The organism is Shewanella sp. SM101, from assembly GCF_025654465.1.
GTDB classification, from domain to species: domain Bacteria; phylum Pseudomonadota; class Gammaproteobacteria; order Enterobacterales; family Shewanellaceae; genus Shewanella; species Shewanella oncorhynchi.
In genome coordinates this window covers 1-25,596 of the sequence record NZ_JAKKRH010000011.1, presented here as the reverse complement: position 1 = coordinate 25,596, position 25,596 = coordinate 1, and the positions used below count along the sequence as shown (strand labels likewise).

General features: G+C 45.9%; 13 protein-coding genes and 1 CRISPR repeat array. All 13 genes read right to left on the bottom strand.

Features of this window, described 5'->3' with window-relative positions; translation table 11 throughout:
* Position 1: 1 nt before the first annotated feature.
* The gene (deoA, locus tag L5M38_RS07850) at positions 2-1,333 is read right to left on the bottom strand and encodes a thymidine phosphorylase (RefSeq protein ID WP_263178727.1); all 1,332 of its coding nucleotides are present in this window, start codon (positions 1,331-1,333) and stop codon (positions 2-4) included.
* Positions 1,334-1,517: 184 nt separating this feature from the next.
* A complete protein-coding gene (gene deoC, locus L5M38_RS07845) occupies positions 1,518-2,288 on the bottom strand; it encodes a deoxyribose-phosphate aldolase (protein ID WP_006086931.1) in 771 nt (256 codons plus the stop codon).
* 425 nt (positions 2,289-2,713) lie between these two features.
* Positions 2,714-3,553 (bottom strand): outer membrane protein OmpK, encoded by an 840-nt coding sequence (locus L5M38_RS07840; RefSeq protein ID WP_113939307.1) that lies wholly within the window; start codon positions 3,551-3,553, stop codon positions 2,714-2,716.
* A 347-nt stretch (positions 3,554-3,900) separates the two neighbouring features.
* On the bottom strand, positions 3,901-5,196 hold the full coding sequence (locus L5M38_RS07835; protein ID WP_113939306.1) for a NupC/NupG family nucleoside CNT transporter: 1,296 nt from the start codon (positions 5,194-5,196) through the stop codon (positions 3,901-3,903).
* 176 nt (positions 5,197-5,372) lie between these two features.
* Positions 5,373-6,137 carry a TatD family hydrolase gene (locus tag L5M38_RS07830; protein WP_113939305.1) on the bottom strand — a complete coding sequence of 255 codons (765 nt, stop codon included), beginning with the start codon at positions 6,135-6,137 and terminating at the stop codon, positions 5,373-5,375.
* A gap of 10 nt (positions 6,138-6,147) precedes the next feature.
* The gene (locus tag L5M38_RS07825) at positions 6,148-6,351 is read right to left on the bottom strand and encodes a hypothetical protein (protein ID WP_168822819.1); all 204 of its coding nucleotides are present in this window, start codon (positions 6,349-6,351) and stop codon (positions 6,148-6,150) included.
* Positions 6,352-6,442: 91 nt separating this feature from the next.
* On the bottom strand, positions 6,443-8,014 hold the full coding sequence (gene prfC / locus L5M38_RS07820; protein WP_263178726.1) for a peptide chain release factor 3: 1,572 nt from the start codon (positions 8,012-8,014) through the stop codon (positions 6,443-6,445).
* A 193-nt stretch (positions 8,015-8,207) separates the two neighbouring features.
* Positions 8,208-16,156: direct repeats of the CRISPR family, unit length 28 nt; unit sequence TTTCTAAGCCGCCTGTGCGGCGGTGAAC.
* 130 nt (positions 16,157-16,286) lie between these two features.
* Positions 16,287-16,871, bottom strand: coding sequence for a type I-F CRISPR-associated endoribonuclease Cas6/Csy4 (gene cas6f, locus L5M38_RS07815; protein ID WP_263178725.1), 585 nt, complete (start codon positions 16,869-16,871; stop codon positions 16,287-16,289).
* Between the two features lie 9 nt (positions 16,872-16,880).
* On the bottom strand, positions 16,881-17,864 hold the full coding sequence (gene csy3, locus L5M38_RS07810; protein WP_012089883.1) for a type I-F CRISPR-associated protein Csy3: 984 nt from the start codon (positions 17,862-17,864) through the stop codon (positions 16,881-16,883).
* A 20-nt stretch (positions 17,865-17,884) separates the two neighbouring features.
* A complete protein-coding gene (gene csy2 / locus L5M38_RS07805; RefSeq protein ID WP_263178724.1) occupies positions 17,885-18,880 on the bottom strand; it encodes a type I-F CRISPR-associated protein Csy2 in 996 nt (331 codons plus the stop codon).
* A gap of 1 nt (position 18,881) precedes the next feature.
* Positions 18,882-20,240, bottom strand: a complete 1,359-nt coding sequence (gene csy1 / locus L5M38_RS07800; RefSeq protein WP_263178723.1) for a type I-F CRISPR-associated protein Csy1 — start codon at positions 20,238-20,240, stop codon at positions 18,882-18,884.
* Positions 20,231-23,611 carry a type I-F CRISPR-associated helicase Cas3f gene (gene cas3f, locus L5M38_RS07795; RefSeq protein WP_263178722.1) on the bottom strand — a complete coding sequence of 1,127 codons (3,381 nt, stop codon included), beginning with the start codon at positions 23,609-23,611 and terminating at the stop codon, positions 20,231-20,233. Before cas3f ends, csy1 begins: the two co-directional genes overlap by 10 nt.
* Before the next feature lie 12 nt (positions 23,612-23,623).
* Entirely contained in the window at positions 23,624-24,601 is a 978-nt protein-coding gene (gene cas1f / locus L5M38_RS07790; RefSeq protein ID WP_012197496.1) for a type I-F CRISPR-associated endonuclease Cas1f, read from the bottom strand.
* Between the last annotated feature and the right edge of the window lie 995 nt (positions 24,602-25,596).

Sequence of the window (25,596 nt, the reverse complement as noted above, 5' to 3'; positions counted from 1 at the left end):
CTTAAAGGTCCGATGCACGAATATAGGCATAGATCTCAGGTGTTTTTTCTGGAGCGGTTTCACCAATGTGAATCGCTTTTTTCACCGCAAGTTCAGCTTCCGCGAAGGCAGCTTCAGACTGTGCATGGATAACGGCAATCGGAGTCGATGAATCTACTTTATCGCCTAAAGCACACACTTGAGTTAAGCCAACACTATAGTCTAGTGCATCACCGGGCTTACGGCGGCCGCCACCTAAGGTCACAACCGCTAAACCTAATTCACGGGTATCCATGCTATAGGCATAACCTTGCATATCGGCAAAAACTGGACGAATAATTTGTGACTGCGGTAGGTATTTACTGTAGTTTTCAACAAAATCGACTGGACCACCAAGACCCGACACCATCTTGCCAAAAAGTTCTGCAGCGCGACCATTATCGAGCACACGATTCAGTTTAGCGCGAGCGTCGGCTTCATTGCTTGCAAGACCGCCCAGAAGCAACATCTCAGCGCAAAGACCCATAGTGACTTCATATAAACGCGGGTTACGGTAAACACCCGTTAAAAAGTCGATGGCTTCTTTCACTTCAACCGCGTTACCTGCGCAAGATGCAAGCACTTGATTCATATCGGTAAGCAAAGCTGTCGTTTTAGTGCCCGCGCCATTAGCAACAGCTGCAATACTGCGAGCTAATTCTTCCGATGCTTCATAGGTTGGCATAAAGGCGCCGCTACCGACTTTCACGTCCATCGCCAACGCATCTAAATTACAGGCTAATTTCTTAGACAAAATCGACGCAGTGATGAGGGAAATGGATTCAACGGTGGCGGTATTATCGCGGATAGAATAGAAACGTTTGTCGGCAGGAACGAGATCGCCTGTTTGGCCAATAATCGCCACACCGACTTCTTTAACCACTTTACGGAACAATTCACTTGATGGCTCAGTTTGATAACCCGGAATGGCATCAAACTTATCGAGCGTGCCGCCCGTATGACCTAGGCCACGCCCAGAAATCATAGGCACATAACCACCACAAGCCGCAGCCATAGGGCCAAGCATAAGGCTAATCACATCGCCCACACCGCCAGTGCTGTGTTTGTCGATAACAGGGCCATTGAGTCCCAATGATTGCCAATTAAGTACAGTGCCAGAATCACGCATCGCTGTCGTTAAAGCGATTCTTTCATCCATATTCATGTCATTAAAGTACACAGCCATGCCTAATGCGGCAATCTGACCTTCTGAGACTGCGTTAGTAGTGATACCTTGAACAAAAAACTGTATTTCTGCGGAACTTAGCGCTAAACCATTACGTTTTTTACGAATAATCTCTTGAGCTAGAAACATGATACTGCCTCCAAGATAAGCACTAACAACCATGTCGCTAGTGCTTATCTTTGCAATGAAACATCAAAACTGTAGCAATATTACAAGTTCATACTATCGAAGTTTTGAGTTTGCCAAATAGATTTAGGTCACACTTAATTAGGCTCGCTATACGCTGATAGTATTAATCAGCGATAGTTTGCAATTAATAGCCTTGAGTCGGCTTAGGCGCATCAGCTAATTCTAGTGTGTGTAACAAGCTGTTAAGTAAACTTGAAGCACCAAATCTAAAGGTACGTGGTGAAACCCAATCAGCACCTAAAATACGCTCAGCAACACCGAGGAATTCAGCCGCTTGTGCAGCATCACGCACACCACCGGCAGGCTTGAAGCCTACTTGGGTATTCTTCTCGCTGATCACAGTTAACATGATTTCAGCCGCTTCAAGTGTGGCGTTTACAGGCACTTTACCAGTAGAGGTTTTGATAAAGTCAGCACCTGCATCGATTGAAAGCTCTGATGCACGGCGGATAAGTGCAGGATCAGCTAACACGCCAGATTCGATGATGACTTTTAACAAGACTTCACCACAGGCTTCTTTACAGGCTTTAACTAATTCAAAACCAATTGTTTCATTGCCTTCCATCAGTGCGCGGTATGGGAATACCACGTCAACTTCGTCGGCACCATAGGCAACAGCTGCGCGAGTTTCTAGCACAGCAATGGCAATGTCATCATTGCCATGGGGAAAGTTAGTCACAGTGGCGATTTGGATATCTTCAGCACCGATTTCATCTAACGTCTTGCGTGCAATCGGGATGAAACGTGGGTAAATGCAGATAGCGGCAGTATTGCCCGCAGCCGTTTTCGCTTTGTGGCACAGGTCGATCACTTTTTGATCTGTGTCGTCATCATTCAAAGTTGTTAAGTCCATTAACTCAATGGCGCGTTGTGCTGCTTTTTTTAAATCAGTCATAATAGCTCTCCAAAAATAAAAATTAAATGAATAGAAATCAGTCGCATAACAGCAACGCTTGAGAGGTGGCATTATTTTGATTATTTTTATATGGCCGGGCCTTCAGGCGGTGCCGAGTAATTTGCTTGTACAAACTACCTTGTTGTAGGTATTCAATCTTGCCTAAGTCATAAAGAGCAATAGGCATCCTGACACTTAAAATAACTTATAAGTGACCACGACTTGAATCCTTGAAGACCGGAAGAGAGGATACGAATAAAATCTTGCTCCTACTTTTCCGCGAAAAATCCATTTTAGCGCGAGAAAAACACAAACCTTTATATAAACCCGCTTGTTAGCCTAATAGGCTTAGATAAAGACTCATGGTAAAACTAAAGATGGAGCCGCATAATGCGGCTCCAACAGGCAACTAGTATTACAAGAAATTAGAACTTGTAAGTAGCTGACAGGTAGTGTGACCAACCTGTTGATTCTAGAGCTAGTGCACCAGCACCATCTTCTAACAGATAAACGTCTTTGAAGCCTTTCAAGCCATAGCCCAGAGCATAACGATCTGAATGCCAGTATAGGCCGAAGAAGATGTTACCACCGTTTGACGTTTTTGGTACGAAAGCAGCTTGGTCTTCATCTGCACCGAATTGATAATCGATGTAACCTTGGAATGACAGGAAGCTCTTGTTATCAAAGAAGTAGAAAGGTTTGAACCAGTTAGCAGAGAACTGATATCCGTTCCACTCTTTAGCATTCAGGTCGTAGAAACCATATAGGTTCATACCTGTTTTGCCTAACCAAGGCACGTTTACATCAGCACCAACACCCCAGAATGAAGAGTTAACGCCTTCACCATTCAGACCGTCCCAGTTGAACAGAGTAGAGAAGTAAACTTCTTGAACTGGGCCAAAAGATAAGTCTTTACCAGTCAAAGCATCGATAGACACACGTGGAGCAAACTTCATGAAAATTTTGCTTGTGCCAGAACCTGGGTTCTTGTCACCGTTGCTGCTTGATTGGTTTGCTAAGTTGAATACGTCAACATAACCGTATAGATCGAATACGCCAGAACGACCGCCGAATTCCATTTCTAAATAGTTGTGTTGATCGCCTGTTGCTGGGTTATCTGGCTTTTCACCAATAGAGTACATAGCGTTGAACTGCATCCACTTATAATCAGTACCGTGAAGATCAGTACGATCAGCAGCAAATGCGTTGCCAGAGATTGCTGCTACTGCAGTAGCGGCTAAAGCTAAAGTTTTAACGTTTTTCATCATCAACCCCATTTATCTTGTTTGCTACCATCGAGGGTAGCGTTCTTTTTGTGGCGTTCGCATTCTACCTAGATTAAAAAAAATCTCAATAATCTAGCGTAAAATCACAAACACAAAATTCTTAATTGTGAACAAAGTCGCGACTTCTGCATTACGATTAATTAACGTAAGCGTAGACTCACGACATTTAAGACAGAATGACAGCTACACTTCGGTTGCATTCTGTGTCTTTCAATTGGAGAAACTATTCACTACAGGAATCACTACTGGAAAATGGTTGAATTAACTTAGGCCCTGCCCTGCATGGTCAGGACCCAGTTAGTGGGGTTTCCCCCTGCTGTTGTTACTTAGATAGCTAAGAACAAACCAGCAAGTGTTGCGCTCATTAAGTTAGCTAAAGAGCCGGCGATAACCGCACGAATACCCATTGTAGCTAAATCATGACGACGGTTAGGAGCCATAGCACCTAAACCACCAAGCAGAATCGCGATTGAAGACAAGTTAGCGAAACCACACAGAGCAAACGAAATAATCGCTTGTGTTCTATGAGTCATCACAGCTTGAGTTTCAGCAACGCATAACGGCAGGCCTTTAACAACTTCAGCAGCTACTGCTGTACAAGCCGTGGCAGCATCAGAGATATATGGAGCAAAGTTTAAGTAAGCAACGAATTCGTTAACAATGATCTTTTGACCGATGAAAGAACCTGCTACTAATGCTTCATTCCAAGGCACACCGATAAGGAATGCTAATGGCATAAACACATAGCCAAGGATCAGTTCAAGTGTTAAACCTTCAACGCCAAACCAACCACCCACACCACCAATAATGCCGTTGACCATAGCGATCAAACCAACGAAGGCTAACAACATAGCGCCTACGTTTAAGGCTAAATGCATACCAGATGAAGCACCTGCAGCAGCGGCGTCTAATACGTTAGCTGGTTTGTCAGGATCTTCTGGTAAATCGCTCATGTCATTTTTAGCTGCTTCAGTTTCAGGGTGCATCAGTTTAGCCATTAATAGACCACCTGGTGCTGCCATGAATGAAGCGGCAACTAAGTATTCGATAGGTACACCCATCTGCGCGTAACCAGCCAATACTGAACCCGCGATTGATGCCAAACCACCCACCATGATCGCAAACAGTTCAGACTGCGTCATAGTTGGAATGAATGGGCGAACCACTAATGGGGCTTCAGTCTGACCAACGAAGATGTTAGCAGTTGCTGACATAGATTCAGTACGGCTTGTGCCCAATGCTTTTTGTAAACCACCACCGATGATACGGATGATCCACTGCATAACGCCTAAGTAATATAGAACCGCAATCAGAGAAGAGAAGAACACAATAACGGGTAACACGTTAACTGCGAAGATAAAGCCAAGTTTGAAGTTAGCTAAATCACCAAACAGGAAACCGATACCGTTTTGTGCGTAACCAATAACGCTAGAAACCGCATCAGACATCCCTTTCAGAATGTCTTTACCAACTGGAACATACAGTACAAAACCACCGAAGGCAGCTTGGATAGCTAACGCGCCACCCACTGTACGTAAATTAATTGCTTTTTTGTTATTCGATAGGAGGAAACCTATCGCAAGTAGGGTGACCACCCCTACTAAACTCATTAATATATCCATTAACCATCACCCTATTGTTAACACTTTTTAATTATGTTGTTAATCAACCTATTTCCGAGTCAGATTATACCCGAGGCAAAGTCGAAAATCGTCGTTTTGATCATATTTTTGGAGTTTAATTTCAATCGCTTAGTGCAGAATGCTAGTGCGACCTACACCTGTTTATTTAAAAACAGCTAAAGGTCAAACAGTTGCATTACATTCGACACCAAGTGTTCTGATATTAGAACACTTGATTTTTTTTGCAAATTGGCAATTTTGTCTATAAAAAGAACAAGGTTAGCGGGCTGGTTACGTTTTTCAGTAACATTTATCGGTGTCATTGCAGGAGAGTCAGTCTCAAGTATGAAGTGCTGAAGTGGTAATTCGCTGACAGTTTTGAGCAATTTTTTAGCATTAGGGTTCATAATCAAACCACCAATTCCCAGCTTAAAACCTAATTTGATATATTCCAGTGCAATTTCAGTACTGCCAGAAAAAGCATGTATCACACCGCCTCTAGGCAATTGATACTTTTTCAAACACTCTAAAACCTCTGAATGTGCTTTTACGCTATGAATAATAACTGGCAGATTAACGGACTTAGCTAAAGCTAATTGTGCCTCAAAAAATGCGAGCTGCTGAGGCCACGTTGAGGAATAGAGCTTATCTAAGCCACATTCACCAATAGCAACAAAGCGAGGACATTCTAGTAACGCAGAAACTTGAGATGTTAATGCTAAGATCCCAGCATCAACATCCTCTGGACAAAACCAAGGATGAATACCAAGGGCAAAATAAGTTTGGTATTGTTCGGCAACGGCGAGCTGTTTGTGCCAGTGCTGCGGCGACACACCGGGAATAATCAGATTATCTACGCCAACACTGTGCATTCGCAACACCACATCGTCGCGGTCAACATCAAACTCAGCAAAATCCAAATGGGCGTGGGTATCAATCACAGTAAATGCCTCACTCTGCGGTCGATTTACCAATTGAATGAGGTTCAGGTGGCGATACCGTTTCGTCAACCACCAAAGCTTTGACGCATTTTACCGCTAATGGAGGATCTTCAAGGCGCGGCATGCAACAGCGACGATTTTCAGGTGTCAGCCCCATTCGGTCGCACCAATGAATATAAGCCTGCCATGTTTTTGTGATCCAATTCGCCATCATTCACATCCAGAACCGATTTTTAGTTTTCATTAGATACAAAAATGGCGGTGAATTCACCGCCATTTCAACAACTATTCTAGACCGAACCCTATTAGTGTTCGCGGGTTTTCGCAAACTCAATATCAGGATATCTTTCCATCGAAAGATTAAGGTTAACCATAGTTGGTGCTATATAGGTTAAGTTATCGCCACCATCGAGAGCCAAGTTTTGGCTACACTTACGGCGGAACTCTTCAAGCTTACGCTCATCCTTACAATAAACCCAGCGAGCGGTAGACACGCTAATACCTTCGTAAATAGCTTCGACGTTATATTCACTCTTCAGACGACCAACAACCACTTCAAACTGCAGTACACCCACAGCGCCAACAATCAAATCGTTAGTATCAATTGGGCGGAATACTTGTACAGCACCTTCTTCAGATAACTGTACTAAGCCTTTTAAGAGCTGTTTCTGTTTAAGCGGATCACGCAGACGAATACGGCGGAACATTTCAGGGGCGAAGTTAGGTACGCCAGTGAAACGGAATTTTTCACCTTGGGTAAACGTATCGCCAATACGGATAGTGCCATGGTTATGTAAGCCGATGATATCGCCGGGATAAGCTTCTTCAGCACGCTCACGATCGCCCGCCATAAAGGTCAATGCATCGCTAACGTTAACATCTTTACCAATACGCACATGGTGCATTTTCATGCCTTGCTCGTAACGGCCAGAACACACACGCATAAAGGCGACACGGTCACGGTGTTTTGGATCCATGTTTGCTTGGATCTTGAACACGAAACCGGTGAATTTTTCTTCATCAGGCATGATAACGCGTGTATCGCTTTCGCGCGGTAATGGCTTAGGTGCCCACTCGACGATGCCGTCAAGAATATGGTCCACACCAAAGTTACCTAGCGCAGTACCGAAGAACACTGGGGTCAACTCACCTTTCAAAAAAGCCGCATGGTCAAATTCATGCGACGCGCCACGTACTAATTCCATCTCATCACGCAAATCGGCGGCATAACTGCCAATCGCTTTCTCAAGATCAGGATTATTAATGCCTTTAATCACTCGACGCTCTTGGATCGTATGTCCCATGCCGCCTTGATACAACACCACTTCATCACGCAGTATGTGGTAAATACCTTTAAATTCTTTACCGCTGCCAATAGGCCAAGTAATAGGTGCACAGGCAATATTCAGCACGTTTTCGACTTCATCCATCAGATCAATAGGATCACGGATATCGCGGTCGAGTTTGTTCATAAAGGTCACAATCGGCGTATCACGCAGACGTGTCACTTCCATCAACTTGATCGTACGGTCTTCAACACCCTTAGCAGAGTCGATCACCATCAAACATGAGTCAACGGCTGTCAGAGTACGATAAGTATCTTCAGAGAAGTCTTCGTGACCAGGCGTATCGAGTAGGTTAACAAGGGCGCCACCATAGGGGAATTGCATGACAGACGTAGTAATAGAAATACCACGGTCTTTCTCCATTTCCATCCAGTCAGACTTAGCATGCTGACCCGATTTTTTGCCTTTAACCGTACCCGCTTTCTGCAAAGCGTTTCCGAATAACAGCACTTTTTCGGTAATGGTTGTTTTACCCGCGTCGGGGTGCGATATAATAGCAAAAGTGCGTCGCTTATTGATTTCTATAGACATATTTATTAAGTCTTACTCGTTGTTCAATCAGTTTGTACACACGCTTGTACACAAAACTAAAATAATGATTTGTCATTTGATATCTTGGCGCGGAGTATAGCAGAATCACTCAATTAAAATCGCGCTCAAAAATCAACTTGCCATAGATTTTATGAACAGCCGGTATGGCATTGAACAATCGCATACTGATGAATCTCTGAGCTGCCTGTGCGGCGGTGAACGAAGTGGCGCTTGATGGCTTGAATGTCACCTTTTTCTAAGCCGCCTGTGCGGCGGTGAACTAGTGGAATCTGCCACGCTTGAATTTACGCAATTTCTAAGCCGCCTGTGCGGCGGTGAACTGATACTAATCGGGCTGTTAACACTTTAGATATTTCTAAGCCGCCTGTGCGGCGGTGAACTCATTCAATGGTGTAATTCTGATCATGGTGTTTTTCTAAGCCGCCTGTGCGGCGGTGAACTACCCAAAGCTTTACACCTACGTTGAATCAATTTTCTAAGCCGCCTGTGCGGCGGTGAACGTGTTCCTAGATGTCGTTCAAACGAATGCTATTTTCTAAGCCGCCTGTGCGGCGGTGAACTAAACATCACTCGTAATACAGTGACAGCTCAATTTCTAAGCCGCCTGTGCGGCGGTGAACCCACCATGATTATCTGACATCATTCTTCCCCTTTTCTAAGCCGCCTGTGCGGCGGTGAACGAGGGAGAATGGCGAGACTCCTTCCCTCATGTTTTCTAAGCCGCCTGTGCGGCGGTGAACGTGCCAACAATTCTTGGGATGGTTTCACCACTTTTCTAAGCCGCCTGTGCGGCGGTGAACTCAATGATAATTTTAGAATTGCGCTGTGAATCTTTCTAAGCCGCCTGTGCGGCGGTGAACCAATCTCAAGGCTCACCTTTAGCGCCGAGAATTTTCTAAGCCGCCTGTGCGGCGGTGAACAAATCACGGGTAAATTACCCTGTTCCACTTTTTTTCTAAGCCGCCTGTGCGGCGGTGAACATCAGCACGATTTGAGTTGTGATAATCCGTCTTTTCTAAGCCGCCTGTGCGGCGGTGAACGCGCGAATTGCTCTGCACTCGCCCAGCTTGGTTTTCTAAGCCGCCTGTGCGGCGGTGAACTATCCTCATAGACATTCCAAAAACTTGAATCATTTCTAAGCCGCCTGTGCGGCGGTGAACCCTTGGTTAATGGTGGCAGGTCATTCATCACATTTCTAAGCCGCCTGTGCGGCGGTGAACAAATGAAAAACGGTATTGAAATTCGACCTAACTTTCTAAGCCGCCTGTGCGGCGGTGAACTTAGTGCCAAGGTGGTTCGTGCTGGTACGGCTTTTCTAAGCCGCCTGTGCGGCGGTGAACTCTGTATTTGTAAGCGTTGATTCATTGTTATATTTCTAAGCCGCCTGTGCGGCGGTGAACAGATGCAATAGAAGAAAACTCATCTAGTTTGATTTCTAAGCCGCCTGTGCGGCGGTGAACACCCAAAAGCCTTACCGCCGACGACGAATTCTTTTCTAAGCCGCCTGTGCGGCGGTGAACTGGATGAGAATCCAGTTATCGATCCGTTTACATTTCTAAGCCGCCTGTGCGGCGGTGAACTTGCTCCTTTGAATCTGTGATTGCAGCCCTAATTTCTAAGCCGCCTGTGCGGCGGTGAACTTGGAACGGACGTAAACCTTCTTCATTCAGCTTTTCTAAGCCGCCTGTGCGGCGGTGAACTCTACAGGCGCTAATTATCAAAGCTGCACTGATTTCTAAGCCGCCTGTGCGGCGGTGAACGCGTCAGTTACGCGTGAAGGAAACGCACAAGATTTCTAAGCCGCCTGTGCGGCGGTGAACCTTACGCCGATACCGCCATCCCTTGTTTTTATTTTCTAAGCCGCCTGTGCGGCGGTGAACTTTTGAATAGACGAACGCGCCGGGGGCGGTTATTTCTAAGCCGCCTGTGCGGCGGTGAACAAATGGAACGCCGAAGGTCGCGAACTGATTGATTTCTAAGCCGCCTGTGCGGCGGTGAACGCAATGGTCTTGAGCGCAGTCTCTGCCGTAGTTTTCTAAGCCGCCTGTGCGGCGGTGAACGGAGCGATACGGCGATATCGGTAAACTGAGCATTTCTAAGCCGCCTGTGCGGCGGTGAACTTAGCAAGACTGCTATTAGAACAGCGTTTAAATTTCTAAGCCGCCTGTGCGGCGGTGAACCCTAGCCCCAAATGACGGTAAATATCTTGGCTTTTCTAAGCCGCCTGTGCGGCGGTGAACATGATGAATAAAATGGTATGAGCGCCCTTCGGTTTCTAAGCCGCCTGTGCGGCGGTGAACGCAATTTGATATTAGCAACAAAGTTTCGTTTATTTCTAAGCCGCCTGTGCGGCGGTGAACTGCTTAGCACTATGCCAGAAAGCGCCATATCATTTCTAAGCCGCCTGTGCGGCGGTGAACGGGGCAGTATATACTTGCACGTATCCGATATCTTTCTAAGCCGCCTGTGCGGCGGTGAACATCCGTTTTGGACTGGCGACCACTGGCGCAAATTTCTAAGCCGCCTGTGCGGCGGTGAACAAAACCACACCACAATCAATACCCGCCTCGACTTTCTAAGCCGCCTGTGCGGCGGTGAACATGGCACCCGTACCGAGGAACGCTTCGACATATTTCTAAGCCGCCTGTGCGGCGGTGAACCTATATGCTGTGTTTAAACTATTCCACAGTTTTTTCTAAGCCGCCTGTGCGGCGGTGAACCGCCTTTAGGATATCCAGTGATGGTTTTCAGATTTCTAAGCCGCCTGTGCGGCGGTGAACCGCATTTTGTCGCTGGTTTCGCCAATCTTAATTTTCTAAGCCGCCTGTGCGGCGGTGAACAGTAATCAAGCGTCACAGCGATAAGCCGGTTATTTCTAAGCCGCCTGTGCGGCGGTGAACGCGTTACACAATAGATGATTGCAAAATGGCTATTTCTAAGCCGCCTGTGCGGCGGTGAACAACGGCTACGGCGATATCAGTTAGCGGTACTCTTTCTAAGCCGCCTGTGCGGCGGTGAACTTTATAACTGCACTTTTCAGCGACCATAATCATTTCTAAGCCGCCTGTGCGGCGGTGAACAGTTCAATAGCACAGCAATGCAACGCAAACCATTTCTAAGCCGCCTGTGCGGCGGTGAACGCGAACCGTCAACATGCCAAGTCATATCCCTATTTCTAAGCCGCCTGTGCGGCGGTGAACATTAACTGATTCCGATATATCATTATTTGGCGTTTCTAAGCCGCCTGTGCGGCGGTGAACACCAAACTCAAACTTGAATACGTTAATTACAATTTCTAAGCCGCCTGTGCGGCGGTGAACCTCCCAGAGTATGAGCTTCCTAGTCTGCCTCCTTTCTAAGCCGCCTGTGCGGCGGTGAACTTAGGTTTAAAGCAGCAACCGCAAATTAGACGTTTCTAAGCCGCCTGTGCGGCGGTGAACTTGTATTGCAGCACGGCCCACAAGCTCTATTTTTTCTAAGCCGCCTGTGCGGCGGTGAACTTAACTCGTCGCAGGCAGTCGCATCTTTGCCTTTTCTAAGCCGCCTGTGCGGCGGTGAACTCAACGACGCCCGAGTTCCCCCACCACTGCAATTTCTAAGCCGCCTGTGCGGCGGTGAACTTGAACATGCCACTCATATCAAAGCGCCGAACTTTCTAAGCCGCCTGTGCGGCGGTGAACTAGAACGCGGCGTGTGCAATATAAACTTGTATTTTCTAAGCCGCCTGTGCGGCGGTGAACAAAACTGGAACTCAAACCAGCCGTCTCCGATATTTCTAAGCCGCCTGTGCGGCGGTGAACTTTGTTTGTTGATATGCTCGACAACTTCACATTTTCTAAGCCGCCTGTGCGGCGGTGAACGGAAAGTAGGGGGAAATATGCGCTTACAGAATTTTCTAAGCCGCCTGTGCGGCAGTGAACTTTCAATACTGGTTGGTTTAGGTGCTGGTATTTTTCTAAGCCGCCTGTGCGGCGGTGAACACGACGAATTCTGGCACGAGCTCGTCCTCGCATTTCTAAGCCGCCTGTGCGGCGGTGAACTGCCTGGTGAAAAGTTTAAGTTAAATGCCCCATTTCTAAGCCGCCTGTGCGGCGGTGAACAAAAATCATCATAAATGGTGATTATGCAGATATTTCTAAGCCGCCTGTGCGGCGGTGAACGCAAAGAGAAAGGGATTCAGATTATCCCCGTCTTTCTAAGCCGCCTGTGCGGCGGTGAACTTTGGATCAATGGGTTTTGCATCTTCTTCATCTTTCTAAGCCGCCTGTGCGGCGGTGAACATGGCTCAACCGTTATTCGATACGTTCGACGCTTTCTAAGCCGCCTGTGCGGCGGTGAACGCGACATTGTGACAAGCGGCGTGCAATTTACGTTTCTAAGCCGCCTGTGCGGCGGTGAACGCGAGCCGAGCGCTCTATATGACATAATGGCATTTCTAAGCCGCCTGTGCGGCGGTGAACCTTTGAACTAAGAAAACACCAAGAGACCTGTCTTTCTAAGCCGCCTGTGCGGCGGTGAACAGCACGATAAGCGTGAAATGGGCATCGCGGTATTTCTAAGCCGCCTGTGCGGCGGTGAACACCCGTGGAATTTTGCAACGCCCCCACACCGATTTCTAAGCCGCCTGTGCGGCGGTGAACGCGTATGGGTCGACCATCTTGATGCTATGGGTTTTCTAAGCCGCCTGTGCGGCGGTGAACACGCTAATAACATTGCCGACTACGGATTTTATTTTCTAAGCCGCCTGTGCGGCGGTGAACTTTGAACGAATATGAATAATGGAAACAGCCATTTTCTAAGCCGCCTGTGCGGCGGTGAACACAGACCGATGGCCGCTTATTGCGACATATCATTTCTAAGCCGCCTGTGCGGCGGTGAACTCCACAAAATACGTAAAACAACTGCGACAGTTTTTCTAAGCCGCCTGTGCGGCGGTGAACCAAGGGTGAACCCTACTCGGTCTGGGGCGGTATTTCTAAGCCGCCTGTGCGGCGGTGAACAATAAATGGCGTAGTTGATTGAATTGTCTTCATTTCTAAGCCGCCTGTGCGGCGGTGAACAAATGTTATTTTTATGCTAGCTTTGGTTTAATTTTCTAAGCCGCCTGTGCGGCGGTGAACTGACAACAATAATCATCAAGCGCGATTTAGCATTTCTAAGCCGCCTGTGCGGCGGTGAACATTTGATGATAAAAACGTAGCTGCACGTCAAATTTCTAAGCCGCCTGTGCGGCGGTGAACCTGGTAATATTGAAGCGTTGTTTGCTGCTTCTTTTCTAAGCCGCCTGTGCGGCGGTGAACCAAGCGCGATCCTACCGTGTTACTCGCTCATATTTCTAAGCCGCCTGTGCGGCGGTGAACTTCACTGGTGGTTGACAGTGAGATAGTTTTTATTTCTAAGCCGCCTGTGCGGCGGTGAACCTCAGTGTCTACTACAACACCAGCGGCATCAATTTCTAAGCCGCCTGTGCGGCGGTGAACCAGATATCGTGTACCAGTTTCCATCTGTCCGTTTTCTAAGCCGCCTGTGCGGCGGTGAACGTCATTTGTTACAGCACTAAGCTCAAGCTGGTTTTCTAAGCCGCCTGTGCGGCGGTGAACTAGGTGGACGTGAATCAAAGATTAACGTTGAATTTCTAAGCCGCCTGTGCGGCGGTGAACAATGAGTTTAGACCAAATCAAGGTATACCAGATTTCTAAGCCGCCTGTGCGGCGGTGAACGCTTAGCATTTCAGGCCAATCAACCCCAATTGTTTCTAAGCCGCCTGTGCGGCGGTGAACACACTGCGAAGTATCTAGCATTTGAACAATGCTTTCTAAGCCGCCTGTGCGGCGGTGAACATGAATCATAGTTATCAATATCTTTATTATTATTTCTAAGCCGCCTGTGCGGCGGTGAACAATTTTTTGCCCAAACTTTATCTAGAGCTAAATTTCTAAGCCGCCTGTGCGGCGGTGAACGGTATGACGTAGCCCATATCCACCACATGCTATTTCTAAGCCGCCTGTGCGGCGGTGAACCCATTAAACGCTGGTGAGCCAAGTGCTCTATATTTCTAAGCCGCCTGTGCGGCGGTGAACATTTCGGCGGCTCTGGTGACGCGTGTCAATTTTTTCTAAGCCGCCTGTGCGGCGGTGAACCTATTCAAGCGCACATTCTCAGAAATGATGAATTTCTAAGCCGCCTGTGCGGCGGTGAACCATCAGGTGCCACGGCTCAGCAGCAAACAGTTTTTCTAAGCCGCCTGTGCGGCGGTGAACAACCACACTATGATATTTCATAGGCCAAACGTTTTCTAAGCCGCCTGTGCGGCGGTGAACGATGTGTCAAAAAATGGCGGTGGCTCAGTTCATTTCTAAGCCGCCTGTGCGGCGGTGAACCGCCTAAAGGTTTCAACTATGGTCTTTACCTGTTTCTAAGCCGCCTGTGCGGCGGTGAACTGATCCGCGCTGCGATACTACGTTACGCTGCTTTTCTAAGCCGCCTGTGCGGCGGTGAACAGTAATGGAAGTGTTTGCATTGGCATTTTCGACTTTCTAAGCCGCCTGTGCGGCGGTGAACCGCTGCAAAACGACATAGCCAAAGATGCTGCATTTCTAAGCCGCCTGTGCGGCGGTGAACGACGCAGAGAGCATGAATTCCAAGCTTGATAGTTTCTAAGCCGCCTGTGCGGCGGTGAACTTAACACTTTCGATGTAGTACCAAGACCGCAATTTCTAAGCCGCCTGTGCGGCGGTGAACGTGATCCTAGCGCTCTGTATGACTGCATTGCATTTCTAAGCCGCCTGTGCGGCGGTGAACAAACTGTCACTAACTCATCGGTCGCAACACCTTTTCTAAGCCGCCTGTGCGGCGGTGAACGGGTCGACCTAAATATCATCTGTTCACTGACATTTCTAAGCCGCCTGTGCGGCGGTGAACGTAATGGAAGTGTTTGCATTGGCATTTTCGACTTTCTAAGCCGCCTGTGCGGCGGTGAACCAACGTTAGTGTCGGTTCCACCGTCAACGATATTTCTAAGCCGCCTGTGCGGCGGTGAACCGGGTCATAAACTGGTTCCCCATTAAATGCTGTTTCTAAGCCGCCTGTGCGGCGGTGAACAACGTTGCATCGACGGGTGGTTGACGACGGGCTTTCTAAGCCGCCTGTGCGGCGGTGAACACACATTAAAGTCAGTATCAAACAGTGGTGATTTTCTAAGCCGCCTGTGCGGCGGTGAACCAGTTGAACGTAAAGCTGACGAAAGACAAATATTTCTAAGCCGCCTGTGCGGCGGTGAACCCATTAAACGTAGGTGAACCAAGCGCTCTATATTTCTAAGCCGCCTGTGCGGCGGTGAACGGAGATATTTATACTTACTCAGCACAAATTATTTTCTAAGCCGCCTGTGCGGCGGTGAACTCACGATAGGTTACACCAATCAACATACCCTTTTTCTAAGCCGCCTGTGCGGCGGTGAACAATCCCGCAACGAGTGCAACGGCGGCTAATAATTTCTAAGCCGCCTGTGCGGCGGTGAACGTATCAGTCACCGAGGAGTGCGTTATCTTCTTTTTCTAAGCCGCCTGTGCGGCGGTGAACTAGTAACGTATGATACTGTTCAATTCCATTTCTTTCTAAGCCGCCTGTGCGGCGGTGAACTACCAAATTCATCTTGGGATTATTTTTATACTTTTCTAAGCCGCCTGTGCGGCGGTGAACGATGCTGACGCTTTAGGTCATGTATTATTCAATTTCTAAGCCGCCTGTGCGGCGGTGAACTAAGTGGCGAGACTGGCGACATATTTGTTAATTTTCTAAGCCGCCTGTGCGGCGGTGAACGTCATAACGTAGTGATAGGTCATGCTTTAAGTTTTCTAAGCCGCCTGTGCGGCGGTGAACTTATTTGACGCGCACGGGACAGTTGCAACTTTTTTCTAAGCCGCCTGTGCGGCGGTGAACTTGGCTTGTCGTAATCGTTCCATCCCTTAGTCTTTCTAAGCCGCCTGTGCGGCGGTGAACAACAGGTTATGCCGATATTCCAATGTGTTTTTTTTCTAAGCCGCCTGTGCGGCGGTGAACGAAATAGATTTCATCAGTGAAATCGGCAATAGTTTCTAAGCCGCCTGTGCGGCGGTGAACAATAGATTACTAGTTTAAAAGTGAGTAACTACAATTCGTTAGGCTAAAAAACATTATTTTACCTTACGAAAAACACACTGCAGTAACTCACTGTTTCTATTTGATTTGTTAAAGAGCATAAATTATAAGGTCAAAACTTGGGTAAATAGCCTCTGCTTGATAATCCATAACTGTCAAACGAAACACTTCCCTCCTTTACTACAGCACTATGTGTTTGTTGAATAAATAAAGGAAAGCGCGAATCCTTAGTGTAACTTTGCATATAAACGAAGGGCGCTTTGGTCTTTTTAGGCTTAAAACCTTCAAAATGCGCTGTAGCTTGCACTAACGTTTCATTATGACGCTTCATTCTTCGAGCGATTTCCCGCGCTTTATTCGCACGGATTGCTGGGCGCGAATAAGCTACATAAACTTCTATTTTTTCGGGCACGGGACGGATACTACTGATATGCAAGTAGTCGGTAAAATGACGCAGCCAATTGCTTACCTTTAGATCTTCCAAATGCTGAGGTTGAGTTGCCAGCAAGCGTAATTTTGAGCCTAAACTGTTATCCATTTCATTAAACTGTGGAAATGCAGCAGCAATCTCAAATTGCCCTACCCGATTTTTATGCTCGACCAAAGCAAGATGCACTTGATGATAGAGTTTCTCCCAGAGGAAATAATGCCCCACTTCCTCGTTGGGCAATAAGGTAATGTCTAGATAATTATTCATCGCAACTCCTTATTCACCAAACACACCGCCACGGATCAGCATGGCCATGACATAGTGTTGTTGTTCAATGCTAGGGATCTTGTCTTTGAGCATCCAAGCATCTAACAAATTATAAAAATCGTTTTTTTCTTTCGGTTGACGGTAGGCTGCACCGCGGTTAGTCACAGAACCGTAGGGTTCAACCGCAATCGGTCCAATTTCTTCAAAATCGGGATGCCAAGTGTCAATCGTACGCAATGCATTACCGATTTTTTGCGAGTGCATTGCCGCTTGTCCATCAAGTTGATAAAGGAACTTACTCTTATCTCCCTTACCACCGCCCATCACCAATTCCTGTGAAGGGAATACCGCTTGGCCTTGTCCAAGTTGGCTGTATGCCTCGACCTTAATCAGGGCGTGTTTTTCCATTAAGCCAAATTGAATTATTTTCGCCAGCTCGTTTATCTGCTGATCATCGGCAAAATCACGTAGATTGAAATCATAACTATCAAAGGTAAAGTGCTGATTATTGGCTGTTACGACAATTTTCACCGCTTGTGCTCCAACACGGTTGCGCCATAAAAAACGGCCATTAGCGATATTCTGCGCATAGCGTTTTGCCAGTTCACTAAATTGAGTTTCAATTTGATATTGCTTCACTTTTGCGGCTAAGGCTTCCTGATAGGCTGGATCGTTACACGTTGACGGTATGTGTAAGTCACTCAGGATGCGTAGGGTAAACACTAATTTTAGCGTGTCTGTATGGTGGGGAAGCGCAGCAATATCAACCGTTTGTAAATTCGCCTTAGAGACTTCGGCATCAAGTTTTGCAGGATCGTTTGCCGTTGCGGCTTTTAATCGGTTTGAAATCGTTCCTCTTACGGCTTTTTCTCCCACTATGATAGGTTGCCATACATTTTCATCCCAATTGCCCGCAAACATAAGGGCGTCGGATGGAAGCAATTTTGCTTCAAAAGCTAACACTGATGGTGTACTCAGTTTGATATCTGCCATGATTAATGCTCCGTTATTAATTAATAGTCATCTAAATTAAATGAGGTTAATGCAGCGTCAACATCTGCAATGGATGGTATATCTACTTGAAATGGTTCTGTCTTTGCTAAGTACCAAGGATGTTGGTAGCTGTAGCGCCATATTCCCGCGCTAATATCAATTAACCGATGAATACTTAGCCATTCGCCTACGCTGTAAGCGGTTTCGGCAAATGCCACAGGGACTGACTTATCCCGCACATTGGCAACCTGCCCCGCTTCGTATACTGGCGAGATAGCACAATAACCTGTTGCAATAGGGACTAAATAACCCGCTTGAGGCTTTGGCACATAATGCCAATCCGCTTTGATGGTATCTGATGGTCCGCTTATTTCAGGTTCCGTTTCTAAACGAGTTGCCTGATAATTTAGGGTGGCAAAGTCACACCAAGCATCAAACAGGCTTGGCTTAGCACCATGAACGACTTCTTGCTGTAATCCATTAACATAGCTCGCAAGGTAATCGCTACGATCGATTAAGATAAATCCCGGCATTAAACGCCGTAGTGCTTTTTGCTGCTGTTCGTGGTCGCTCAATATCTCAATTTGCCCGTAGTGAGTGATCTGCCCTCCCGCTAGCCTCATTGCAGGTAACAAAGCGTTAATCTGGTCTATGAGCATTTGCTCTGTTTGATTATCGCCTTGAATTAACCCCTTAATTTCGATCAATAAAGAAACTTGCATGTTCATGCGGCCTTCTTCATTGATTGGTGCGGTATTTCCTTGTTGAGTTAATGGATTACGAGTCAAGGCAAAAACATAATCTCCCCAGCCTTTAGGTTGGCGAGCATGCACCCTGTTTTTGTGACTCACGACGCAAACGCCACCTAAGCTCACATCAAGCTCACGAGATAACTTGCGTGATAAAGCATGGGCAAAACCTAAAAAATTCGTTATCGCCGGAAACCCATAGGTCAACCCTGCAATGGCATTCGCATTTTGCACATCGAGTTTTTTAATTAATAAATACTGCGACATTCTATGCATCTCCATGTTTAGGTGTATGACGCTCAAAGGTTTTAAGCTGCACTAGACATAATTTCTTAACATACTGATGTTCAATATCACCTAGCACATATCGTTCTTTATTTTGCAGCTGAGCCAATAACCAAGTTGCAAAATCGTTGGCGATGATGTCTTGCCAATCGCCTTTGGCTCGCTCCTGCTGAAAATGAGGTTCTGGGTTGGCGACATCGAGCCACAGACCGTGAGCGGTTTTTAATTGACACTCAGCCGACGTTGCCCAACCGGCAAATTCAGTCATATTTTGAATAATGGCGGCTTCATTAAGTAGCACATCGATAATTGGCAACACAAAACCATAATCCCGTTGATATCGCGCTTTAAAATTATTTTCTTGCGCGGTTAACCCAGCCAAAAACGCTTTAAATTCGCGAATAAAGCCTGCAGTTTTAAACCGCAATTGGCGGCTAAAAATACTGGCACTCGTGAGCGGCGGCTTGCTTTGAGCTTGATAATGCGGTGGCGCACAATTGAGTAAGAAACTTTGTCCACCCCGCTCGATATTAAGTTGAGAGATATTTTGTGGTTTTGAGCCACCAAAGTTTTGCACTGCTGTTGCCGGGAATATCTTTTCGAGCGATGCGTGGTAATGACCTTTTTTACGCGCCTCTCTAATAGCTTTGGGCTCATCGCCAAAACGAGTTGATGTGACGTGATGATATAACTCATGGGCTAAGGATGAAGAAAACAACGGACACAGTAAGTGATAATGTTGTGATTCATCGCCATTAAGCGCCGTTGATACTGGAAAGTACAATTGCTTAGTTAAGGTATGTCCCGTTAGTTTTTCATCTGCCAATGCTCTAGCAAATCCAAGCTGCCACTCTTTAAGTAACTCAGTATCTTGAGTAAATGCAGTTAAAGCATCGACATGCTGAGCTTGTAACTGTTGAATGAGGTTTTCGCCGTTAACTGTAATGTTTAAAAAAGTAGCAACAGGGAATACAGCTGAATTGCCAGCAAAATCTGCTGTAAAATCATCCAAAGAACTTGTGACTAAATATCGACTATCGGTTTCATACTTAACCATATATACGCTACTAGCTTTAGAGTCACCGTGAGTGTATTTAGGTACATGGGTAGAAAGACTGATTTGCCATGCTTTTTTCGCTTCTTTACTTAACCAATTCACCGGATTAAAGTCCGTTTCAATCGGTGCTGCAACTTCGGCATATTCCCTATTTGCTGTTGCTATTTCGATAGGATCCTGTGTTTTTTCAAGTATCTTATCCCGTGCTTTTTGTAGCGGTTCAAGCTTGGTTTGCTTACGCTGAGCGATATAATCGGCAAGCGCATCGCTTAAAGTTAATTCCATGGGCTGTCCTTATTGTCTTTACATTCGTACACACCAAGTTGTTCGTGCCATGCCCACACTAGGGCGGGTTGATCTTTATTTGCCATTCGAAGGTTAATCTCACCAAATTGCTCACTCACTTTAGTGATCGAACTGTCCAGTAAGTCAGCCAAGTCTTGATATATTTGTTCGGTCGATGGTTTAAACCACCAGAAACATCCTTTAGCTAACGGGACTATTTCAGAGTTAAAACGATGGTTTAACGTGGGATATTGATAGGGTTTATGTGTGGTATCTAATTGACACCAGGTTAATATTTCATCTTCTGGTAATCGCAATAAAAATGCCTCTTGGGGTTGCGATTGGCGAAATGCGGTTTGGCGAATAAACTCCCCACTCCAAGCAACATCATGCTTCCACCACAGATTGGCCTCTTTATAACTGCGATAAAAAATGACTCCAGCTTTGTCTTTGCCAATAGGTCCTAACGCCAGTTGCAAAGCACGATGTTCCTGCCCCCAAAAGGAGTTTACTGCCTGAGCATGTTGTTTTTTGTGCAGATCGCTATATTGAAATTCACTGCCATTAGCACTGGGCACAGGCTCCATAATTCTTGGAATTGCCGAAATGGCATCGAGTTCAGTAGTCAGTAATTGGGTTAAATCATGTTGTAGTAAGGGTAAAGCGGCACTTTCAAACCCTGGCTTACAGTACGCTGGATGCTCATTTTTTAGTGCCCGAATATTTTTATTTAAAACTAATAAATTAGCCGTCTTAGGTACCTGCTGACGATGACGTTGAATACGTCCTGCAAGTTGGATTAAAGCTCGCAATGAACTAGGTTCAGCAATCGCCCAGTCATAGTCATGATCGCGCCCCACTTCAACGACTGAAGTGCCTAACACGATGAAAATATTATTCGAAGTATTGGTCATTGATAATGCCTGCTGAATTTCAGGCTGGCGCCACAAATTGGCTTCATCGTGACGTGATAAGGCATTATCGAGGCGACTTTCTTTGTAAGAGCGATGTGCTAATGGAAACTGCGAATGGTAAACACAGTAATGGATACTGTAATCGGCTTGCGGTGACATGTTAATCAGTAACTTAGCAACAGCGATCATTGGATTAATATTAGCCATACGCACAACACCTAAAGACACCTTACGCCCTGATGGATGTACAACATGGTGCATATCATGTAGCTGGTGTAGACATCTGTGTAGCGTGGCGGCAACACACTCATCAAGGGTGGTTGGCGATGCTAATTCAAGTTTTACCAGCTCTCCCCTACGGACGACTTGTTGGCAAGCGAGCTTTTTAACTCTTTTACTCACAAAAATTTTATGTTGCTCAATATAAGATCTTGAGTTGGATATCTCTAAAGTTTCACTTTTATATTCATCAAACCAAGCACACCAGATTGGAGGCTGTTCGGTCGTGGCGAAATGCGCCTGATTAAAATGCTGGCGGCCAGCATGATAGGCATCAAATAGTGTTTTGATCAACGATGGCGGCAGTGTCGCTGATGATAGTAAAACTCTAGAACCTAACATGCCTGCCCAGTTCACTAAGCGACATAGTGCGGGTAAGTCCTCAAGTCCAAAATCATCCGGCTCATCTAAAATTAAATCAGAGGTGAGTAATCGCAACATAGGCGCAATTTGTTTACCTCCTCGCAAGCTTTCAGTGGCGGGCATTAGATGATCAATAGTGCTAACCAAAATGGGCGCACTCACTAATTGCTCCAATTTAGGACTCGCAGCAAGCCAGTGCTTTAACCGCCCATCATAAATTTGACCTTGATAACTAATAAACAATTGTTCGAAAAGATCCTCTGCCGACTCACTACCAATCTGCTTATGCTGCGGTGTTGCATTGTTCAGTTGATGTAAGGTGCTAACGGCCTGTGAACCAATCAGTACCGCTAGCTCATCATCCCCAAGTTTAAGTAAATCCCGATAAGCATCACCCGTTTGTAAGGTAAGCGTTCGTAAACCTAGTGCGACTGAAAAACGGCAACCTTCTCGTTCATCTGCTAAACCATACATAATGCGGGCATTGGCTATGGTTTTCCCGCATCCGGTTGAGGCCATATTGACCCCGAAAAAACCTTGTCTCTCGCTGCCTTTAGCTATCAACTTAGCTTGAGCAAAAGCCTTATCTTGCCAGCGATACTTGGCGTTTGTCGCGTTCTGACTAAATAACTTATGTTGGGCAATCGCTGGTAAAGTATATTTTAAAGCAGGTAAGTTTTGTGCAAAGCGCTGGGCATTCACCGCCACACCAATATTATGCTCATCAAGCTGTTGCTTTAACGCATTACCCGCCTGTGGCAATCTTTTATGATCAGTATTAGCAAAGGCGTTGTAAGTTTTATCTCGCCACTGAACTTTAGATTTTTCAGCGGGAAGAGAGGAATAATAATGATCGGCGAGCATCAACGACAAGCGCGCCATATGTCCAACAAAGCGTTGCTCAAGCCAAACTTGTTCAGTAAATATCAATGGACAATTCAGCGCACGTTCGGCTAAGTTTCGGGCTTTATGCTGCCAAGGCCGACTTAAGAGTGGCGTACCTTGACTAAACTGCCAATTTTGCCTGATAAGATCCGTATCTATTGCCGTCATGTTTTCTGCATTCGCTGAATTCCAATGGCAACTAAAACAATGAGAGAGCCAGCTGTCTATTTCCTTTGTATTTACGCTACCTACATGGGCGAGCGGTAGTCGGTGGTGCGATACAATCAACCAAGCCACCAATTTGGCAAATGGTGCAAGTTGATCAAAAGGTCGCTGATATCCGGAGTCTTCTTTAAACAACCTAGACAAAACCTGCTGTTCTATTTCAGTACTGTTTTTATCAATGTTGGCCAATTTCTCCAGCCAATCCTTATCCGCTAAACCATTAGCAAAGGCTTCAAATAATCGCAGAGACACCCACTCATGCCGATAGGGTTCCCCCTTAGACTCGGTTAACCCTTTAAGCTTTAGCTGAAATAAATCATTCGCTTTTCCAAAATCATGAAATAATCCAGCAATACTCGACGCAAGGACAATTACTTCATTTAAATGCCAGCCCTGCTCCCATTCTTTATGTTCCAAATTAAGCTGAGTGCGATTCACCGGCACTATGCCTTGTTCATTAAATTTCAATCGATTTCCCACGATCCACAAGAGCTGAGTTCTAGAACGTGAGCGGATCCAGTGGCAACTCACTGCAGTACTTCGACTTGCAGTTTGTTTGAGCATTTTCTTAACCGTTAATAGCCCATCTTCGGTGATCAGAGTTTGCCAAGTGTTATCACCTATGCGATTGGCGAAAGCATCAAGCACGCGGCGGGTCTTTTTCAGGGCATTTTTCTCGCACTGACTGATAAAAGTCACCATCATAGCTGCTGTACCTTATAATCCTTGAGCTGCAATTTGCTCAGCACTGTAGTCCTGAAGTGCAACGTCTTTCACCGTATTAAACATAAAATCTAATGCTTTATGATCTGTAAATGCCTGCAATACTTGCTGACGAAATTCTTGTTCAGTGGCGTTCTCTTTGGCGCAAACAAAAGCCCACGGCAGCACTATGGCGTCTTTGATGAGATCAGCGACATCAAACACTAATGCTCCGCGGCGAGTTTTCCCGTGCATCACGGCAAAACCATGTGGAATGCCCAACACCCAGAGGCAACTAGCTGCAAGTCCATAGGCTAAATAATTGCCGTGGTTTAAAAAGTCATTAGCGATATCAGTGCTTTGGTGTTGACGAGTAAAATCTTTGAGTTGGGTATTATTGGCGGCATGCTTGTACAGCACTTTGGTTAATTGAGCTTCAGTCAGTAGCAGATCCGACTGTTTGGTTGCCACCTCTGTGCGGGCATGAAAAGTCTCAAGCGCAGCTTGGATTGCCGGATCCTTAAAAATAAAGCCTTCCGTTTTGAGTTCGCGATCCCTCTGCCACACTTGCTCGATAAATTGGATGCGGGCTTGCTGGAAGGTTTTCGCGGCGAGTAATCGTTTTTCATCATCGAACCAAAATTGCATCCAACCGTGCAAATATTCAGTGGGCCGGTATTCACTCTGGGGCGTCAGCCATTCCACTTCGCAGGTCATATAAAGTGGCGTGCCGCCACCACCACAAAATCCGACTAACACTCCAGCCTGCGCCAGCATTCGCATGGCAGCTTGAGTGATGGACGTGCCATTGCCTAATAACAGGACAGTGGTATTGGCGATGGGGATATTGAAATATTGGTTTTCGTTTTTTGCTTCGGTTAAGTAAAGCACACGACCGTCTTTCTGCATCACTCGACAGTATTCGAGGTAATAAACATTAGCTCGTTTAGAATGAAGTATCGTTTTTAAATCCGAGGGAGAAAGATCGTCCATAAATACCTCCATGTGGAATGAAAAGCTTTAACTAATCAAAGCTATCGTCCTTACTTCAAGCAATAATAACTTAGAACCGTTTGATTCCCTATGCAGCAATCGATACATCGCTCACATATCAGCAACAACCTCAAAAAAACATACATTGTCAGAACTAAAATCAATAATTAAGAAAGGATCAAAGGATCACAAAATCGATCTGTTAAAGTTGGTATATCCGAGCATACCTAATTTTTGAGCTTCTGAGAAAGTAAGGGGAATAATTATTTATAATCAACACTATAGATAGCGTTCAAAATTATGAACGCCCCTTAAAAGCCCGCTAATAAAACAACAACCAAGCCCTCTAAAATCCTCATATGTAGTGAAGCACTGCGCGTCACTGCCCCCGCAATCAACCGCGCCGGAAGGACCCTCGATGATAATGGTTCGCATCTACATCGAGTTGAGAGCGATTCTCATCATCATAAAGTGTCGCGTTCGGTTTCAATCAAACCGTGAGCATCGGCGAGACACAAAATCCGCCCATCTGAAAATCAAAATTCCTCATAATTGCACATGATCATCGCTCCATTCCTATCCATGCAGGATGACTAATATAGGTAAAGAGAACGAGTCTGGCACTCGGTTAAAATGAGCCAAGGCCTAGACAGCTACTGTTCACATAAAACCGTCAAAAACCGTTTAAAACCTTGGCTTTTACCCTCTTCACCCTATCGTCAATATTTAACACCAAAGTAACAAATGCACGCTATTGCATCCTCCACTAGGGTTGATGCAATGACTCGTCTGTAGCCTTACTGCTGCATGGGCTAGAGTGCTCCCAACTTTTTGAGGCTATCTAGGGATTATCTAGGCCGCATCAAAAAACGGTTGAACCATATTGGTGCAACACATTGAACAACACCCATCAAATTAAAACATATCAATAACAATTCAAACTAAGGCAGCATGAGCCTAAAAACGCGTTCAATCACTCAGAAACAGTGTGCAGA

Excerpts from the sequence above, each read along its gene's own strand:
- deoA (WP_263178727.1), bottom strand. The coding sequence starts at position 1,333 with ATGTTTCTAGCTCAAGAGATTATTCGTAAAAAACGTAATGGTTTAGCG.
- deoC (WP_006086931.1), bottom strand. The coding sequence starts at position 2,288 with ATGACTGATTTAAAAAAAGCAGCACAACGCGCCATTGAGTTAATGGAC.
- L5M38_RS07840 (WP_113939307.1), bottom strand. The coding sequence starts at position 3,553 with ATGAAAAACGTTAAAACTTTAGCTTTAGCCGCTACTGCAGTAGCAGCA.
- L5M38_RS07835 (WP_113939306.1), bottom strand. The coding sequence starts at position 5,196 with ATGGATATATTAATGAGTTTAGTAGGGGTGGTCACCCTACTTGCGATA.
- L5M38_RS07825 (WP_168822819.1), bottom strand. The coding sequence starts at position 6,351 with ATGATGGCGAATTGGATCACAAAAACATGGCAGGCTTATATTCATTGG.
- prfC (WP_263178726.1), bottom strand. The coding sequence starts at position 8,014 with ATGTCTATAGAAATCAATAAGCGACGCACTTTTGCTATTATATCGCAC.
- cas6f (WP_263178725.1), bottom strand. The coding sequence starts at position 16,871 with ATGAATAATTATCTAGACATTACCTTATTGCCCAACGAGGAAGTGGGG.
- csy3 (WP_012089883.1), bottom strand. The coding sequence starts at position 17,864 with ATGGCAGATATCAAACTGAGTACACCATCAGTGTTAGCTTTTGAAGCA.
- csy2 (WP_263178724.1), bottom strand. The coding sequence starts at position 18,880 with ATGTCGCAGTATTTATTAATTAAAAAACTCGATGTGCAAAATGCGAAT.
- csy1 (WP_263178723.1), bottom strand. The coding sequence starts at position 20,240 with ATGGAATTAACTTTAAGCGATGCGCTTGCCGATTATATCGCTCAGCGT.
- cas3f (WP_263178722.1), bottom strand. The coding sequence starts at position 23,611 with ATGATGGTGACTTTTATCAGTCAGTGCGAGAAAAATGCCCTGAAAAAG.
- cas1f (WP_012197496.1), bottom strand. The coding sequence starts at position 24,601 with ATGGACGATCTTTCTCCCTCGGATTTAAAAACGATACTTCATTCTAAA.